Origin of the sequence: Arthrobacter sp. ZGTC412 (genome assembly GCF_002929215.1) — a bacterium.
In the GTDB taxonomy this organism is placed as follows: domain Bacteria; phylum Actinomycetota; class Actinomycetes; order Actinomycetales; family Micrococcaceae; genus Arthrobacter.
Genome location: NZ_PJII01000007.1, coordinates 77,877 through 94,287, shown reverse-complemented (window position 1 = coordinate 94,287; position 16,411 = coordinate 77,877). Strand labels below are relative to the sequence as shown.

Sequence of the window (16,411 nt, the reverse complement as noted above, 5' to 3'; positions counted from 1 at the left end):
CGTTTTAGCGCTTAGACGCTCGGAGCGATTTCCGGGATGCGCGGCTTGGCGTTACCGGCGAACGTGAACTTGGCGTCGTCTCCGTCGCCTTCCACGTCCACTACAACGATGTCGCCGGCGTGGATTTCACCGAACAGGATCTTCTCGGACAGCTGGTCCTCGATCTCGCGCTGGATGGTGCGGCGCAGTGGCCGGGCACCCATTGCGGGATCGTATCCGCGGGTTGCCAGGAGCACCTTGGCCTTGGGCGTGAGCTCGATGCCCATGTCCTTGTCCTTGAGGCGCTTCTCGAGGCGTCCAACGAACATGTCCACGATCTCGATGATCTCGTCCTGGGTGAGCTGCGGGAACACCACAACGTCATCCACACGGTTCAGGAACTCGGGACGGAAGTGCTGCTTGAGCTCCTCGGTCACGCGTGCACGCATGCGGTTGTAGCCGGTCTGCGTGTCGGTGCCGGACTGGAAGCCGGTGGCGACACTCTTTGAGATGTCCCGGGTGCCCAGGTTGGTGGTCATGATGATCACGGTGTTCTTGAAGTCCACCACCCGGCCCTGGGAGTCGGTCAACCGGCCGTCTTCCAGGATCTGCAGGAGCGAGTTGAAGAGGTCCGCGTGGGCCTTCTCCACTTCGTCGAACAGCACCACGGAGAACGGACGACGCCGGACCTTCTCGGTCAGCTGGCCGCCTTCCTCGTAGCCCACGTAGCCCGGAGGGGCACCGAAGAGCCGCGAGACAGTGTGCTTCTCGGAGTACTCGGACATGTCCAGCGTGATGAGGGCGTCCTCTTCACCGAACAGGAATTCCGCGAGCGCCTTGGCGAGTTCCGTCTTGCCGACGCCGGTGGGGCCGGCGAAGATGAACGAGCCACCCGGACGCTTGGGGTCCTTGAGTCCTGCACGGGTGCGGCGGATTGCCTGGGACAGTGCCTTGATGGCCTCGTTCTGGCCCACGACGCGCTTGTGCAGTTCGTCTTCCATCTTCAGCAGTCGCGAGGACTCTTCCTCGGTCAGCTTGAACACGGGGATGCCGGTGGAGTTGGCCAGCACCTCGGCAATGAGATCCTCATCCACCTCAGAGATGTCGTCCATGCCGCCGGACTTCCAGTGGCGTTCCTTCTCGGAGCGCTCGGTGATCATCTTCTGCTCTTTGTCACGGAGCGCGGCTGCACCTTCGAAGTCCTGCGCGTCAATCGCGGACTCCTTTTCCATCTTGAGCTTGGCGATGCGCTCGTCCATGGCCTTGAGCTCCGGCGGAGCGGTCATGCGGCGGATGCGCAGCCGTGCGCCGGCTTCGTCGATCAGGTCGATCGCCTTGTCCGGCAGGAAGCGGTCAGAGATGTAGCGCTCGGCGAGGCTGGCAGCCGAGGCGAGGGCGCCATCGGTAATGGTGACGCGGTGGTGCGCCTCGTAGCGGTCACGCAGGCCCTTGAGGATCTCGATCGCGTGCGCAACCGAGGGCTCCTTGACCTGGATCGGCTGGAAGCGGCGCTCCAGGGCGGCGTCCTTCTCGATGTGCTTGCGGTACTCGTCCAGCGTGGTGGCACCGATGGTCTGCAGTTCACCGCGGGCCAGCATGGGCTTCAGGATGGACGCAGCATCGATGGCTCCTTCGGCGGCACCGGCACCGACAAGGGTGTGGATTTCGTCGATGAAAAGGATGATGTCACCGCGGGTGCGGATTTCCTTGAGGACCTTCTTCAGGCGCTCTTCGAAGTCACCGCGGTACCGCGAGCCTGCCACCAGGGAACCTAGGTCCAGGGTGTACAGCTGCTTGTCCTTGATGGTTTCCGGGACGTCACCGCGGACAATCGCCTGGGCAAGGCCCTCGACGACGGCAGTCTTGCCGACACCAGGCTCACCGATCAGCACCGGGTTGTTCTTGGTGCGGCGGGAGAGGACCTGCATAACGCGTTCCATCTCCTGCTCGCGTCCGATGACCGGGTCCAGCTTGTTCTCGCGGGCAGCCTGGGTCAGGTTGCGGCCGAACTGGTCCAGGACAACTGATCCCGCCGGCGTACCCTCGGGCTGGCTGGAGCCGACGCCGGCGCCGCTGGTTTCCTTGCCCTGGTATCCCGACAAGAGCTGGATGACCTGCTGGCGGACCCGGTTAAGGTCTGCGCCGAGCTTGACCAGCACCTGGGCGGCAACACCCTCACCCTCGCGGATGAGTCCCAGCAGGATATGCTCCGTGCCGATGTAGTTGTGGCCCAGCTGGAGGGCTTCGCGCAGCGAGAGTTCCAGCACCTTCTTGGCACGGGGGGTGAAGGGGATGTGGCCGGACGGCGCCTGCTGGCCCTGCCCGATGATCTCCTGCACCTGCTCGCGAACGCCGTCGAGCGAAATGCTCAAGGACTCAAGAGCTTTGGCGGCAACGCCCTCACCCTCATGGATAAGACCCAAGAGGATGTGTTCGGTACCAATGTAATTGTGGTTCAGCATGCGTGCCTCTTCTTGGGCAAGCACAACTACGCGACGGGCACGGTCCGTAAATCGCTCAAACATTTCGCCACACTCCTAGCTACGACGTACTTTGATGCTACGTGGCCTGCCCATACTTGTGGAGCGTGTTCGCCACGGGGGAAACCGCGATGATCTATTCGCGTGTATCAGTCACCAGCCAAGCCGGCTTCGGGGGCCGCAGGGACGGACTGCCGGCGGCGGTATTCCTGGGGGCTCACGCCGTACCTTTTCTTGAAAGCCGTGCTGAAACTGAAGGGACTGGCGTAGCCGACCTGGCGGGATATGGCGGCGAAGGTGAGCCGCTTGTCGTCCATCATGTCGGCCGCCTTGGCAAGCCGCCACTGGTTCAGGTAGGCCATCGGTGGTTTACCCACCCGATCATGGAAGCGCCGGGCCAGTGATGCCCGTGAAACTCCTACCCGTCGAGCCAGGGTTTCCACCGTCCATGGCCTGTCCGGCGAGCTGTGCAGCAGCCGGATGGCCTGCTGGATTGCCGGATCCTGCTCTGCCGAAAGCCAGTTATGGTCCGTACTGGAAGGCTTACCTGTCCCCTCACGGACGGCGTGAATCAGCAGGAGGTCCAGAAACCGGTCGAGGACGCTCGCGTGGGCAATGCCGTTGCTGTCCATTTCCTCCAACAGGAGGCTGACAATCGGATTGCTGGCCTGCTCAACCACGAGGTGGGGTGGCAGTGAGGACAGCAAGATGTCGCCCACTTCCCCACTGCTTCGATAAGTTCCAACCAGCATGACGTCCCTGCCGTCGGCGTTATTGCCCCAGGTCCGTAACCCTGTACGCAGTTCCTGGGCCAGATCTCCTCCGTTGGAACCTGAACAGGTCTGGTCAATTCCGATGAAGTAGGTGGGCTTTTCATCAGGACTAGCCGACAGTATGTATGGGGAGGAATTACGGATTAACAGCAGATAGCCCGATTTGAGGAGCACAGACCTGCTGTCCCGCTGCCGGAAATGCGCTGAACCGCGCAGCATGGCGACGACAGTCAGCGGCGCATCGTCCTCAACTTTGATGGACCACGGCGGGGACATCTTGACCTGCAGTAGAAAGGCATTGCGGGCCCTTGGCCCGTCGAGGAAATCTGCAAGGGGATCCATAAGCCCGATTTCTGGACGCTGGGGCATGTAAATGAGTGCCAGGATCATGGCGGGTCTTCGCCCACCCTGCCAGGCTTGACTCTAGCTAAGGACCCCCGAGCAGGAGAACCATATGGCATCCGTCCCCAAGTTCCTCGTTGTTAGTGCCGGCATGGGCTCCTGCGCCGTCTGCAGCGCTGCTTCCGCGGCTGCGCCCGATGCGGGCAGGGCGTGAACATGCTGGTAATCACTCTTCTCATGACCGCCTCCACCGTGGCCCTTGCCGGGATCGGGGGGCTCTATTACTCCTACGCCTGTTCAGTGATGCCCGGACTGCGGACATCCGATGACGCCACCTTCATCAGCGCGATGTCCCGGATGAACGCCGCAATCCAGAATCCGATGTTTGCGCTGAGCTTTTTCGGTGCATTCCTGTTTCTGTCGGGCGCGGCAATATTTTCCTGGGCTAATGGGCTGGGCAGTGCAGTACCCGCGTCCGTGGCCCTGGCGTGCTACACAGCCACGCTGGCCATCACCGGCAGCATCAACATCCCCTTGAATAACCGGCTTGCCCAGGCTGCGGTGTCTGAAGATACCGCAGTCGCCAGGCGTTCCTTCGAAGGCCCTTGGACCCGATGGAACCTTTATCGGACCTGGCTGTGCCTGGCAGCCCTCGTAGCGCTGTGCGCCGCATGGGTGGCCTTGGGGCAGTCGTGAGGTAGCGATAAACCGGGACTTGTCCGCAAGTGCTCCCCGGCGTCGTTGCCGAACGGGGAAAATACGGCACTGCCCGCTCTTTCGGGTCGGAAACCGAAAAGGCCCTGCCTCCCAAAGTGGGAAGCAGGGCCTTTTGGCCGATAGCGGCTGATACTAGGAATTGGCCTTTTGGTAGGCTTCCTGGATTTCGGCCTGAATTCGGCCACGGCTGTTAACGGTGTAGCCGTTATCCCGGGCCCATTGCCGAATCTGTGCCGAATCGTGGCTGCGGCCTCCGCTCGATGCTTTGGTGCGTGTAGCCCGGCCACTGCTGCCCGAAGCCTTACGCGAAGCACCGATAAACCGTTCCAGTGAGGAACGGAGTTCCGCGGCATTGGCGGCCGATAGATCAATCTCATAGTTGACCCCGTCAAGGCCAAACTTTACATTCTCGTCTGCGGATCCCCCATCCAGATCATCAACGAGGATGATGTTTACTTTCTGTGCCATTTAAAGTCTTCCTCTTGGAAAGGGTTCGGTTTGCAGAAAAGCAGGATGTTTCCTAAAAAGTATGACCCTCTTTATGGCAACGCGTCAAAGCGTCAATTGGTTCCTGGGGATAAAAGCGGAAAGTTTGGGGGTTTATCTATTCGATTCGGGGTCGGTGCGGTCCCCCGGAGATGCAGCCTGCGCTTCGGCTTCAGCCTGCGCCTGGGCTTCCGCCTGGCGTTCGGATTTGTCCGCGTTGAAGATCGATTTCATGGCGAACCAGAAGAGCAGGCCCACCACCAGGGAAGGCAGGAGTACAGCTACATACTCCATAATCAGTGCCCTTCCGGCTTCAGCAGCGGGAAGAGGATGGTTTCGCGGATTCCGGCACCGGTGAACAGCATCACCAGCCGGTCGATCCCGAGCCCAATGCCGCCCATCGGCGGGGCGCCGTATTCGAGCGCGCGCAGGAAGTCCTCGTCCAACTGCATGGCCTCATCATCGCCGGCGGCTGCATGGCGTGACTGCTCGGTGAGCCGTTCCCGTTGGATAACGGGGTCGATCAGTTCGGAAAACGCGGTGCCGCGCTCCATGCCGCCGATAATGAGGTCCCAGGCCTCGATCAGCCGGCCGTCCTCCCGGTGCGGGCGGGCCAGCGGCTGGGCAGAAGGCGGGTAGTCGTAGACGAAAGTGGGGTTCAGCAGGGTGGGCTCCACAATTTCGCCGAAGAGCTCCACCGCCAGCTTCTCGGCGTCCCACTTGGGATCAACCTTGACCTCGTGCTTTTCGGCAATTTCGCGCAGTACCTCCAGCGAAGTCTCCGGCGTGACTTCCTGGCCAACGGCGTCGGACAGTCCGGGGTAGACGGAAACCCAGGCCCAGTCGCCGTCGAGGTTAATCTCCCCCGCTTCGGTCTGCAGGACGCGGCCGGCGCCCACGGCGTCCGCGGCGTCGAGAATGATTTCCTTGATGCGCTGCGCCATAACGAACTGGTCCGCCCACGCCTCGTAGCACTCAAGGGTGGTGAACTCGGGGCTGTGGGTCGAGTCCACGCCCTCGTTCCGGAACACGCGTCCCATATCGTAGACGCGGTCGATGCCGCCCACCACGGCCCGCTTGAGGTAAAGCTCGGTGGCGATGCGCAGGGTCATCTTCTGGTCGAAGGCGTTCATGTGGGTCTCGAACGGGCGTGCCAGCGCACCGCCGTGGACCAGCTGGAGGATGGGGGTTTCAACTTCCACGTAGTTGTGGCGGAAGAGCGACTCACGGATAGAGCGCGTGATGGCGGCACGGGTGTAAACCATTTCGCGGGCTTCGTCGCGGACCATCAGGTCCACGTAGCGCTGGCGGACGCGCGTTTCCTCATTCAGCTCTGCGTGGAGTACCGGCAGCGGGCGGAGCGCCTTGGAGGCCATGGACCAGGAGTCGGCCATCACTGACAGCTCGCCGCGGCGGGAGGAAATGACCTCGCCCCTGATGAACACGTGGTCACCGAGGTCAACCAACGCCTTCCAGTCGGCGAGCGCTTCCTCACCCACGTTGGCGAGGCTGAGCATGGCCTGCAGGCGGGTTCCCTTGCCGTCGGTGCCGCCCTCCTGGAGGGTGGCGAAGCACAGCTTCCCGGTGTTGCGCACGAACACTACGCGGCCGGTGACGCCGACAATGTCGCCAGTGGTGTCGTCCGCCTCGAGGTGGGCGTACTTTTCGCGGACCTCCGCGAGCGAATGCGTCCGCTCCACACCCACCGGGTACGCCTCGGCGCCGCGCTCGATCAGTTTGGCGCGCTTCTCCATGCGGATCCGCATCTGTTCGCTGGAGTCGAGCGGCTCAGGGGCGTTCTTGGGCGAGGGGGTGTTTTGGGAAGTCACAATCATCAAGTTTACCGGGAGTTGGGCAGGCCCGGCTTCGCAGGCGGCAACGGGCTGCTGCCTAGGATGGGGTGGTGAAAGAACAGGTACTTCCAACGCACGACGGCGGCCGCCTGGCCTTATACAGTTCCGGCACGGAGGACGCGCCAGGAGAGCGCCGGGTGCTCCTGATCGGCGGAGCGTTCCTCACTGCCCTCATTTACCGCCCGTTTTCTGTCGCGCTGGCCAAAGGCTTGGGCGAGGGGTGGGCGGTGGACGTCCATGACCGCCGCGGGCGCGGGAGCTCCTCCGAGCAACCGGCAGGCTACTCCATGGCCACTGAGATCGCCGACGTGCGTACGGTCCTGGACGGGACGGGGGCCAGGAACATCCTGGGCCACAGCCTGGGAGGCTCGGTGGCCCTCAACGCAGTACAGGAGTTCAGCGGAACGCCTTACGTGCCGGACAAACTCGCTGTGTACGACGCCGCCGTCAACTTCGACGGCAGCATCGATACCGACTGGCTGGACGGCTTCGAGCACGCCGTGAACAGCGGCAAGGTGGGCCACGCCCTTGCGCACATGAAGAAGGCAACGAGCCCCGGTTCGGCGATGGCGAAGATCCCCGAACCTGTCCTTGCCGGTCTGATGGCATTGTTGTCGCGGACCAAGGTCAACAGGATGTTCCGCGAGGTGATGCCGAGCGGCGTTGGCGAACTGCGGGCCGCCTACAACGAAGCGGACCACGCCAGGGATTTCAGCGTGCTGCCTGCCAACACTCATTTTATGGCCGGTGGCAAGAGCCCCAGCTACTACAAGGCCACGGCGGAGCGACTGCACGCGGCCGTTGCCGGCAGCACCTACGAGCTCTCCCCCAAGGGGTTCCACGGCTCCATCCCCGCTGCCGTGAACGAACTGGTTACCGACATTTCCGAATACTTCAAGGGCTAGGTTTTTCCGGTGGCGCGGGCGGCGCCCGGGTTGAGAGCCGCTGGCGCCGCCTCCCGCCCGAATCACCCCCGTTCGCCGCGGCTGAAGCCAGCGAGGGCGGCCTCCCCCAGGTTCTGCCACACGTTGCGGGGCACGTGCTGATCGTTCCGGCTGGCGGGCTTATTCCGGTCTGCCAGCCAGTCGCCGTAGCGCGTGATGTCTTCCCCGTGCGCCGCCGCGACAGCATCGCAGGCGAACCCGACAGCCTTCGAACCATCCGCCAGCTCCACCGACCCGAGCAGCATGGGTTCGGGGAGGGAAGCCAGGAACGACCCCAGCCCGGCTTCGGACACCAGCCAACGTTCACCTACAAGCTCGGCGCCGTCGTCGTCGGAGCGGTACACCCCCGGCTTGGGCGGCACAGTGTGGAGGGACACCATCCGGTAGCGGGCAGCAGTCCGCACGGGGCCGACCCAGGCAGCTCCAAGTCCCTCCAGCTGCGGCGCCAGCGGCTGCCCCTTGCGGTGTGCGCCCACCACTACCAGCGGTACAGCGACGGCGCCTGCAGCTACAGGCCACGGGCCCGACGGCGACTGGCGCGACGGGTGCGCTGCTGTTGGTGCCGCGCCCTCGGCGAAGAGCGCAGGCGAGTCCGGAGTGACCTCAAGCAGGCGGGCAATGTCAGCGGCAACAGCGTCATCGAAGGTGCGGCCCACCACTGTCAGGCCGAATTGGGCGCCGTCCACCCCGCCAGCCGGGACAGCAACGGCACACAGGTCGAACAGGTTGCAGAAGTTTGTGTAGGTGCCCATCCGGGAGTTCACCCCCACCGGGTCCGCCGCCACCTCCGCCAGTGTGGGGTGGAAGGGGGCGGTGGGGATCAACAGGGCGTCGAAGCCTTCGAGCCCTGCCATCGCCTTGTGTTTCAGGTCTTCCAGCTTGGCGGTGTCTGCGACATAGCGGTGGGCAGGCACCTGGCCCGCTGCTTTGATGATGCGCTCCACAGTGGGGTCGATGCCCGCCTGCGTCTCCGCCCCGCCGTCGGCAGCTTCGATGAAACCACCGACGGCGGCGTATCGCTCCGCCACCAGGCCGCCGTCGTACAACAGCCGGGCAGCGTCAAGGAATACATCGAATTCGATGGATACGGCTTCCACCCCCACAGCCTGCAGCCGGTCAACATGCCGGTGGAACTCCGCAGCCCAGGCTTCGGGCAGCGCCGGTAGTGAGGCCGGGTAGGCGACGCGCGGCTTTTCCGGTGCGGCCAACCGGATGTCGGCGGGCCATGCCCGCGCTCCCCCTGCCATCACGCCCATGGCGAGCTCGGCGGTGGACAGGTTTCGGGCGAAGACGGTGACGGCGTCCCAGGACTTGCAGGCCGGCACAACCCCTGCGGTGGACACAACATGCAGGGTGGGCTTGATGCCGACAATTCCCTGCAGCCCGGCGGGCACTCGGCCTGAGCCTGCCGTGTCCGTCCCGATGGCGATGTCCACGAGCCCCAGGGCCACGGCCACGGCGGAACCGGAGCTGGAACCGCCGGAGATGAATGCCGGCCGGCGGGAATCGCGCACAGCACCATGCGGGCTCCGGGTGCCCACCAGGCCTGTCGCGAACTGGTCCAGGTTGGTGGCTCCGAGCACCAGGGCACCTGCGGCACGCAGCCGTGCCACCGCTTCGGCGTCCTCCTCAGGGAAGTAGGCGAATCCGGGACACGCCGCCGTCGTTGGGATTCCTGCAACGTCAACGTTGTTTTTGACGGCGAGCAGGAGGCCGGCGAGCGGCAGGTCCGCGCCGCCCGCGACGGATGTGTCGATGGCAGCAGCCTCGGCCAACAGTTCGTCTGCCACGCGGAGGGTGATCCAGATTTCCGGGCGATCGACGGTTTCCAGGGCGGCGAGGGCAGCCTGGGCCCGCTTGGTGGCCGGGCCTGCGGCTCCGTTGCTCATACTGATGCCTCTTCCAGTTCCTGTGCTTCCAGTTCGCCACCCGGAGCAACGGGTTCAAGCTCAACACCCGCGCCGCCCAGCACCACTACTGCCTCGCCCGCGACTACCTGGGATCCCGCCGTCGGCAGGACCTGCACCACCACGCCGTCGCAGGGCGCTTCAAGCACTGTTTCCATCTTCATCGCTTCGAGGGATACCAGCGGCTGGCCCTGCACCACCCGGTCACCAACCTTCACATCGACTTTCCAGACGCTCGCCGCGAACGGCGCGGCGACGAGGGAACCGCCGTCCGGCACCGTCACCTCGTCCGCAACCGGTGACACGACGGCGGCAAGCGCTTCGGCGCGGTCAAACTCTCCGGCGTCGGCCCATGCCTGCCGTTCCACTGCGAACGCCGCGCCCTGCTTTTCCCGGAATGCCGTGATGGACTCCCGGTTGTCCTCAAGGAATACCTCGTGCTCTGCCAGCGAGAACGTGCCGTCTTCGATCTCCACTCCGCGGCCCCTGCCGGCGGCCATGTCGGCGCGCAGGTCCAGGAGTTCCTCGGGGCTGACGGGGTACCAGGAGATGCGGTCAAAGAAGCGGAGCAGCCACGGCGAACCCGGTTCAAACGGAGCGGAGTCTGCGTAGCGCGACCAGACCTGCGTGGTGCGTCCAACGAACTGGTAGCCGCCTGGTCCTTCCATACCGTAGATGCACATGTACGCGCCGCCGATGCCCACCGCGTTCTCCGGCGTCCACGTGCGGGCCGGGTTGTACTTGGTGGTGACCAGCCGGTGGCGTGGATCCAGCGGGGTTGCCACCGGGGCGCCCAGGTAAACGTCGCCCAGTCCCAGGACCAGGTACTCGGCGTTGAAGACGGTATCGAACACGTCGTTCACCGAGTCCAGCCCGTTGATCCGGCGGATGAATTCGATGTTCCAGGGGCACCAGGGAGCGTCGTCGCGGACACCTGCCATGTAGCGCTCGATCGCTTCACGGGTAGCGGGGTCGTCCCAGGACAGCGGCAGCCGGACGGTGCGGCTGGGAACCACCAGCTCTGAACTTGCCGGCAGCGCCGCTTCGATCTCTTCGACGATGTCCAGCAGGCGCTTGGTGGACAGCACGGAGGGATCCATTTTGATCTGCAGGGACCGGATGCCCGGGGTGAGGTCCACGATTCCCGGCACCCGAAGCTGCTCGATGTGCTGGTGCAGGGCGTGCACCCTGGCGCGCAGCCCGAGGTCCAGCACCATCTCGCCGTACTCCACCAGCAGGTTGTCATCGCCGGACCGGCGGTAAGTGACCGCGGGCCTTCCGGCGCCTTCCGGCACCCGGCCCAGCACGCCGTCGTCGCCATCTCCCCGCGCAAGGCGGACAGCGGGAGCCGAGGCGACTGCCGATGCGGCCGCGGTGACCGCGGAGATGTCACCGGACCACCCGGCGTCGCCCGGCAGCACCAGCTGACGGCCGGGTCCAAGATCCCGGGCCGACGGCGCCTGGCTGACGCGGATGGGAACGAACCGGACCTTGTCCCCCGGCCGAAGCTGCCCGAGCTTCCAGCGGTCCGCCGTCACCACGGTGACGGGGCAAACGAAGCCGCCCAGGCTGGGCCCGTCGGGGCCGAGCAGGATGGGCGTGTCACCCGTGAAGTCGAGGGCGCCAACGGAGTACGCGGTGTCGTGGATGTTGGACGGGTGCAGGCCCGCCTCGCCGCCGTCGGTCCGGGCCCAACGCGGCTTGGGTCCGATCAGCCGGACTCCGGTGCGGGCGGAGTTGAAGTGCACTTCGTACTCGGAGGCGTAAAGCTCCTCGATGTCGTCACGCTGGAAGAATTCCGGGGCACCGTGCGGCCCTTCCGCCACGCTCAGTTCCCACGTGGAGGTAAGGGCAGGCCTGCTGTCCAGCGGGACTGCTGCCGCCGGCGCTTCTTCGCCGGAACCTGCCCCAGCTTCGGTAGTACCAGCCGACGTCACTGCACGGAGCACGTCACCTGCGCGGAGGACCCGCCCGGCGTGGCCGCCGAACTGGCCGAGGGTGAAGGTGGAGGCACTGCCCAGGTACTGCGGTATGTCCAGGCCGCCCTGGAAAAGGATGTAGCCGCGGAGCCCGTTGCCTCCGGCCGTGCCGACGTCGAGCGTTCCTCCCGCGGGGACGGTGACGGGAGCCCAGGTGGGCACCTTCGTCCCGTCAACTGTCACGGTTACCTCCGCGCCGGTAACGCAGATGGTGGTGGGGTGGGTGAAGGTCAGGCTGGGGCCGGTCATGGTGAATTCCAGGCCGGGGGCGCCTTCCTCGTTACCGAGTGAAGTGTTTCCGAGCCGGAAGGACACGTCGTCCATGGGTCCGCTCGGCGGTACACCGATCTGCCACAAGCCTGTCCGGCCGGGCCAGTCCTGGACGCTTGTCTGAAGGCCGGGACGGCCCACGGTGATGCGTGGCTCGGGGTCGCCCACGTTGTCCAGGGTGCTGGTGGAGTGCTGGACGGTGCGGACCACTTCCAGCCCGGTGGCGGCGCGGAGCATCCCGAGGTTGGTCTCGATCCCGTCGATCCGGGTGCCGGCGAGCGCGGCGGCAAGCCGGTCAAGGGCTTCGCTGCGGTTTGCGCCGAAGGTGATGATCTTGCCCAGGAGGGGATCGTAGTTGGTGGAAACTTCGGTTCCGGTTTCGGCCCAGGCGTCCACACGGACGTCCTCCGTGGCGGGGTAGACCGCGTTGGTGACGGTCCCGGCGCTTGGCTGGAAACCACGGGCAGGATCCTCGGCGTAAACCCGCGCTTCCACGGCGTGGCTGGAAACAGGCAGGCTGTCCGGCAGTCCTTCGAGGACACTTTCGGCCTCGCTGCCGCCTTGGGCCAGGCGCAGCATCCACTCCACCAGGTCCACGCCCGTAACGGCCTCAGTGACCGGGTGCTCCACCTGGAGGCGGGCGTTGACTTCAAGGAAGGAGGCCTCGCGGCGGGCGGAGTCGTAGACAAACTCGACGGTTCCCGCGGAGCGGTAGTTGAGGGATGCGCAGAGTGCACGGGAGCTGCGGTGAAGTTCTTCGCGCAGTTCCTCCGGCAGGTCCGGAGCAGGTGCCTCTTCCAGGACCTTCTGGTGGCGGCGCTGGAGGGAACAGTCGCGGTCCCCCAGGCTGACAACGCGGCCTTCGCCGTCGCCGAAGATCTGGACCTCGACGTGGCGGGCATTCTCCACGTACCGTTCGGCGAAGACACCGGCGGTGCCGAAGCTGGCACCGGCCAGGCGGGCGACGCGCGGAAAGCTTTCCACGAGCTCGGCCTCGGTGCGGCAAACCGTCATGCCGATACCGCCGCCACCGCCGGTGGCCTTGAGCATCAGCGGGAAACCAATCGCGGCGCTTGCCGCGACGGCGTCGTCCACGTCCGCAAGAAGCCCGGAACCGGCGATCATCGGCACTCCGGCGGCCCGCGCTGCGTCCCTGGCGGTGTGCTTGGTGCCGAAGATGCGCAACTGCTCGGCGGTGGGGCCAATAAACACAAGGCCTGCAGCTTCCACAGCCTCGGCAAAGGCGGCGTCCTCGGACAGGAACCCGTACCCGGGGTGGATGGCTCCGGCCCCGGTGGACCTGGCCGCTTCCAGGAGCGCGTCCACCCGCAGGTAGGACTCCTTTGCCGGAGCGGGTCCCAGGAGCACAGCTTCGTCCGCCAGCCGGACATGCTTGGCGCCCCGGTCCGCTTCGGAGAACACGGCGACCGTGCGGAGTCCGAGCTTCTTGGCAGACTCAATAATGCGGCAGGCGATCTCGCCGCGGTTGGCAATCAACAGGGTGTCAAAAGTACTCACTTGTCAGCCTCCGGCCGGGTGACGATCATGCGGACGGGGGTGGGGTTGAAGCCGTTGCAGGGGTTGTTGATCTGCGGACAGTTGGAGACGAGCACCAGGGTGTCCACTTCTGCCCGCAGCGCAACGCGTTTTCCGGGTGCCGAGAGGCCGTCCACAATCCCTAGTGCCCCGTCCGGGTCCACGGGTACGTTCATGAACCAGTTGATGTTGGATACCAGGTCCCGTTTGCCGAGGCCCCAGCGTGAGCCCTCGATCAGGAAGTTCTCCACGCAGGCGTGCTGTTCCCGGGTGTGCTGCCCGTAGCGGAGCGTGTTGGATTCCTGCGAGCAGGCGCCGCCGATGGTGTCATGCACACCCACCTCGTCTGCAACGACCGTCATGAGGGGCGCTCCCGTTTCCGCGCGCAGGACGGAACCGGCGGTCAGGACGATTGACTGCTGCCGGGCTACCGTGACCGCGGCGGAGTAGCGCACGGCGGTGTCGCCGGCGGCGTACAGCAGGCAGTCCACGGCCTGGTTGCCTTCGAGGTCCACGATGGTCAGCACGTCTCCGGCTGCCACGACGGCGGACCAGGGGCCGCGGGCCTCGACAAACTCGTCCAGGACCACGTCGCCGGGTGTCAGCGCAATGTCGCGGGCAGCCGCGATGGGATCGGTGTAGGTGGCGGTGTTCATCGGGCGTTCCTTGCGGTCAGGTCGTGTTCGGTGTTGTGCAGTGCCTGCAGGTGTTCAGGAGCCAGGGTGCCGGTGAGCGTCCCCATTTCGAGTGCTGCCAGGTCCTGCGGGGCGTGCCAGGCGACAATATCGACGGCGGTGCCGGTAAAGGCGGCGCGGGGGTCCAGCGGGTGGGCGGTGTTGGCGAGGACCAGCACCGCATCCATCTGGAGGAGAAGTTCGACGGCGGCACCCGGCCCGGCGCTCCCGGTGAAGGTGATGCTGCCGGCCGGGTCCACGTTGATGCCCTTGAACAGGGACAGCGACGGGGCCACGTCACTCGGTCCGAGCCCGCTTTTGAGGGCTCCGAGCGTGAGCAGTTGGCGGGCGGCGGGTGACGCGCTGTGGGCGGTACCGGCGCCGTACCGGGCCGTGTTTCCCTCCAGCGTGGTGGCACCGGTCAGGGCGTCGTGGCGGGCGGAAGTGTCGGCCACAATCGTGGCCATCAGGCGGCCGGCGTCGGAAACGAGCGGGTGGCCAGCCGCCGGGTATGCCTGCCAGGGGACCTTGACGGTGTCCGCAATATTGAGCCGTTCGTGCAGGGCTCCGGCGCGGTAGAGGAGGGTGTGGACACAGGCATCACCGGCGGTGTCGGTGAGCCTGATCCTGGTGCCGCGGGCCAGGTTCAGGGTGGTGTAGCGGCCAAAGGCGAGGGATTCGGCCCAGGTGAGATTGGCGGTTGCTTCTTCAGCCAGGCCGGCCGTCAGGCGTGCCGGGGCGGTAGCGGCGGGCACGTAGCGCATGGTGTCCACTGTCCTGCCGTGCTGCTCCCTGGCGTGGGCGCGGGCGCCTGCCGTCGTGGCGGTGCCGGCTGTTGCTGGACTTTCGGTTACTTGTGTCATGTCGATCCTGTGTTGGTTCTGACGCTCGGTTGGTATTGAAGAGGGTGATGCTGTGGAAGCTTTGTGCTGCTCAGGCGTTGGCTGCCATGTTGCGGCGGCGGACCCAGAGCCCCAGGAGCAGGACCACCGTCACCATGAGCGGTGCGGAGTAGAGGAGAAGTCCGTTTTCGCCGGAGGGGTCGTAAACCTCGGGCCGGGGCCAGGCGAGGTTGACCACCATCAGGGCCCCGTACAGGACGGCCAGGATATTGACGGGGAGGCCCCAACGTCCGAGCGAAAAGAGTCCCGCCGGAAGCGTCTGCCCCACGCGGTTCCAGTCCCCCCGGAGCCGGTTGAGCAGCTGCGGCACGGTGACCAGCAGGTAGGCGAGGTAGACCATCACGATGCAGACGCTGGTCAGGGTGGTGAACAAGGCTGCGTTGCCGACGTTGATGGCCAGCACACCAACTGCCAGGGCGCCGATGACGATCGACGGCCACATGGGTGTCCCGCGGGTGGGGTGGACGGAGGACAGCAGCGCCGAAGCGGGAAGTTTGCCGTCGCGTGCCATGGAGAACACCAGGCGGGAACCGGCCGTCTGGATGGCCAGTGTGCAGACGAAGATGGCGATGGCTACATCCACCAGCAACACCTTGCCCCAGAAGGTGCCCAGGACGGCGGTGAGGACGTAGGGCAGGCCCTCGGTGGCGAGCCGGCCGTCGTCGAGGCTGGGTGCAGCCATCAGCGCCGTGATGATCATCAAGGCTCCTCCAATGCCGGAGATGAGCAGGGCGGAAAGGATGGTCCGCGGAGCCGTCCGGCGCGGGTCCTTGGTCTCTTCGGAGAGCTCACCGGCGGAGTTGAAGCCCACCATGACGTAGGCGGCCATCAGGCCGGAGACCAGGAAGGCTCCCACTGCGCCAAGGTCGGAGCTCTGCAGCACGGTGGTATCGGCCACGACGTCCGGCCCGCGCTGGGCAGCGCTGATAAGTGCAAGGATGACGGCCACAACGCCGACGATCTCGCAGGTGACGCCGACGGAGTTCACGTGGGCCATGAGCTTGACGCCGAGCGAGTTGATGATGGTGGTCGCCACCAGGAGCCCTGCACCGAGGATCACGGCGTTGGCCGCTCCGGACACGGTGTTGAGGGCTGGATCGCCACCCACTACCTGGAAGCCGTCCCACAGTTGGGGCAGCACCACCTGCAGGGCGATGGCGGCGGCCGCTGCCGTGACCACTTGGGCGATGGCCATGAACCATCCGGCGAACCAGCCCACGCCCTCTCCCCCAACCCGCCGTGCCCACTGGTATACCGCTCCGGAAAGCGGGTAGCGGGCAGCGAGTTCCGCGAAGTTCAGTGCAACGAGCAACTGGCCCACCAGCACTACCGGCCAGGTCCAGAAGAAAGCCGGGCCCGCGAACGAGTAGCCGAAGGCGAACAGCTGGAAGATGGTGGTGAGGATGGACACGAAGGAAAAACCGGCGGCGAAGGAAGCGTAGCGGCCGAGTTTCCGGTGAAGGGTGGGCTCGTAGCCAAGGGACGTCAGATCCGCATCGTCCGCATGGACGGTGGGAAGAACGGTTGAGGTCATCGGATTCTCCGGGGGCTGGAACGGCATCTGGATCG

Annotated in this window: 12 protein-coding genes; 2 read left to right on the top strand and 10 right to left on the bottom strand. The window is 65.4% G+C overall.

Translation table 11 applies throughout. The annotated features are described in order from the left end of the window. Positions 1-11: 11 nt before the first annotated feature. Entirely contained in the window at positions 12-2,504 is a 2,493-nt protein-coding gene (locus tag CXQ88_RS10755; RefSeq protein WP_104044161.1) for an ATP-dependent Clp protease ATP-binding subunit, read from the bottom strand. 104 nt (positions 2,505-2,608) lie between these two features. Continuing rightward, positions 2,609-3,574, bottom strand: coding sequence for an AraC family transcriptional regulator (locus CXQ88_RS10750; protein ID WP_181037475.1), 966 nt, complete (start codon positions 3,572-3,574; stop codon positions 2,609-2,611). Between the two features lie 216 nt (positions 3,575-3,790). Between CXQ88_RS10750 and CXQ88_RS10745 the strand changes: the two genes are divergently transcribed. Beyond that, on the top strand, positions 3,791-4,270 hold the full coding sequence (locus CXQ88_RS10745) for an anthrone oxygenase family protein (protein WP_104044159.1): 480 nt from the start codon (positions 3,791-3,793) through the stop codon (positions 4,268-4,270). A 153-nt stretch (positions 4,271-4,423) separates the two neighbouring features. Here CXQ88_RS10745 and CXQ88_RS10740 read toward each other — a convergent pair whose 3' ends face one another. The 3 genes from CXQ88_RS10740 to lysS form a co-directional block, all read right to left on the bottom strand. After that, a complete protein-coding gene (locus CXQ88_RS10740) occupies positions 4,424-4,759 on the bottom strand; it encodes a histone-like nucleoid-structuring protein Lsr2 (RefSeq protein ID WP_104044158.1) in 336 nt (111 codons plus the stop codon). A gap of 132 nt (positions 4,760-4,891) precedes the next feature. Further along, the gene (locus tag CXQ88_RS10735) at positions 4,892-5,071 is read right to left on the bottom strand and encodes a hypothetical protein (protein ID WP_104044157.1); all 180 of its coding nucleotides are present in this window, start codon (positions 5,069-5,071) and stop codon (positions 4,892-4,894) included. A gap of 2 nt (positions 5,072-5,073) precedes the next feature. Then, entirely contained in the window at positions 5,074-6,612 is a 1,539-nt protein-coding gene (lysS, locus tag CXQ88_RS10730; protein ID WP_104044156.1) for a lysine--tRNA ligase, read from the bottom strand. A 68-nt stretch (positions 6,613-6,680) separates the two neighbouring features. Between lysS and CXQ88_RS10725 the strand changes: the two genes are divergently transcribed. Beyond that, the gene (locus tag CXQ88_RS10725) at positions 6,681-7,535 is read left to right on the top strand and encodes an alpha/beta fold hydrolase (RefSeq protein ID WP_104044155.1); all 855 of its coding nucleotides are present in this window, start codon (positions 6,681-6,683) and stop codon (positions 7,533-7,535) included. Between the two features lie 62 nt (positions 7,536-7,597). Here the strand turns inward: CXQ88_RS10725 and atzF are convergent, their stop codons facing one another. The 5 genes from atzF to CXQ88_RS10700 all read right to left on the bottom strand — a co-directional run bounded on the left by atzF (position 7,598) and on the right by CXQ88_RS10700 (position 16,376). Next, entirely contained in the window at positions 7,598-9,463 is a 1,866-nt protein-coding gene (atzF, locus tag CXQ88_RS10720) for an allophanate hydrolase (protein WP_104044154.1), read from the bottom strand. Then, a complete protein-coding gene (gene uca, locus CXQ88_RS10715) occupies positions 9,460-13,248 on the bottom strand; it encodes an urea carboxylase (RefSeq protein ID WP_104044153.1) in 3,789 nt (1,262 codons plus the stop codon). Before uca ends, atzF begins: the two co-directional genes overlap by 4 nt. After that, a complete protein-coding gene (locus CXQ88_RS10710) occupies positions 13,245-13,922 on the bottom strand; it encodes an urea amidolyase associated protein UAAP2 (protein WP_104044152.1) in 678 nt (225 codons plus the stop codon). The genes uca and CXQ88_RS10710 overlap by 4 nt, the downstream gene beginning before the upstream one ends. Further along, positions 13,919-14,803, bottom strand: a complete 885-nt coding sequence (locus CXQ88_RS10705) for an urea amidolyase associated protein UAAP1 (RefSeq protein ID WP_104044151.1) — start codon at positions 14,801-14,803, stop codon at positions 13,919-13,921. Before CXQ88_RS10705 ends, CXQ88_RS10710 begins: the two co-directional genes overlap by 4 nt. A gap of 70 nt (positions 14,804-14,873) precedes the next feature. Continuing rightward, entirely contained in the window at positions 14,874-16,376 is a 1,503-nt protein-coding gene (locus CXQ88_RS10700) for an amino acid permease (RefSeq protein ID WP_104044150.1), read from the bottom strand. Positions 16,377-16,411 lie beyond the last annotated feature (35 nt).

Excerpts from the sequence above, each read along its gene's own strand:
- CXQ88_RS10755 (WP_104044161.1), bottom strand. The coding sequence starts at position 2,504 with ATGTTTGAGCGATTTACGGACCGTGCCCGTCGCGTAGTTGTGCTTGCC.
- CXQ88_RS10750 (WP_181037475.1), bottom strand. The coding sequence starts at position 3,574 with ATGGATCCCCTTGCAGATTTCCTCGACGGGCCAAGGGCCCGCAATGCC.
- CXQ88_RS10745 (WP_104044159.1), top strand. The coding sequence starts at position 3,791 with ATGCTGGTAATCACTCTTCTCATGACCGCCTCCACCGTGGCCCTTGCC.
- CXQ88_RS10740 (WP_104044158.1), bottom strand. The coding sequence starts at position 4,759 with ATGGCACAGAAAGTAAACATCATCCTCGTTGATGATCTGGATGGGGGA.
- CXQ88_RS10735 (WP_104044157.1), bottom strand. The coding sequence starts at position 5,071 with ATGGAGTATGTAGCTGTACTCCTGCCTTCCCTGGTGGTGGGCCTGCTC.
- lysS (WP_104044156.1), bottom strand. The coding sequence starts at position 6,612 with ATGATTGTGACTTCCCAAAACACCCCCTCGCCCAAGAACGCCCCTGAG.
- atzF (WP_104044154.1), bottom strand. The coding sequence starts at position 9,463 with ATGAGCAACGGAGCCGCAGGCCCGGCCACCAAGCGGGCCCAGGCTGCC.
- CXQ88_RS10710 (WP_104044152.1), bottom strand. The coding sequence starts at position 13,922 with ATGAACACCGCCACCTACACCGATCCCATCGCGGCTGCCCGCGACATT.
- CXQ88_RS10705 (WP_104044151.1), bottom strand. The coding sequence starts at position 14,803 with ATGACACAAGTAACCGAAAGTCCAGCAACAGCCGGCACCGCCACGACG.
- CXQ88_RS10700 (WP_104044150.1), bottom strand. The coding sequence starts at position 16,376 with ATGACCTCAACCGTTCTTCCCACCGTCCATGCGGACGATGCGGATCTG.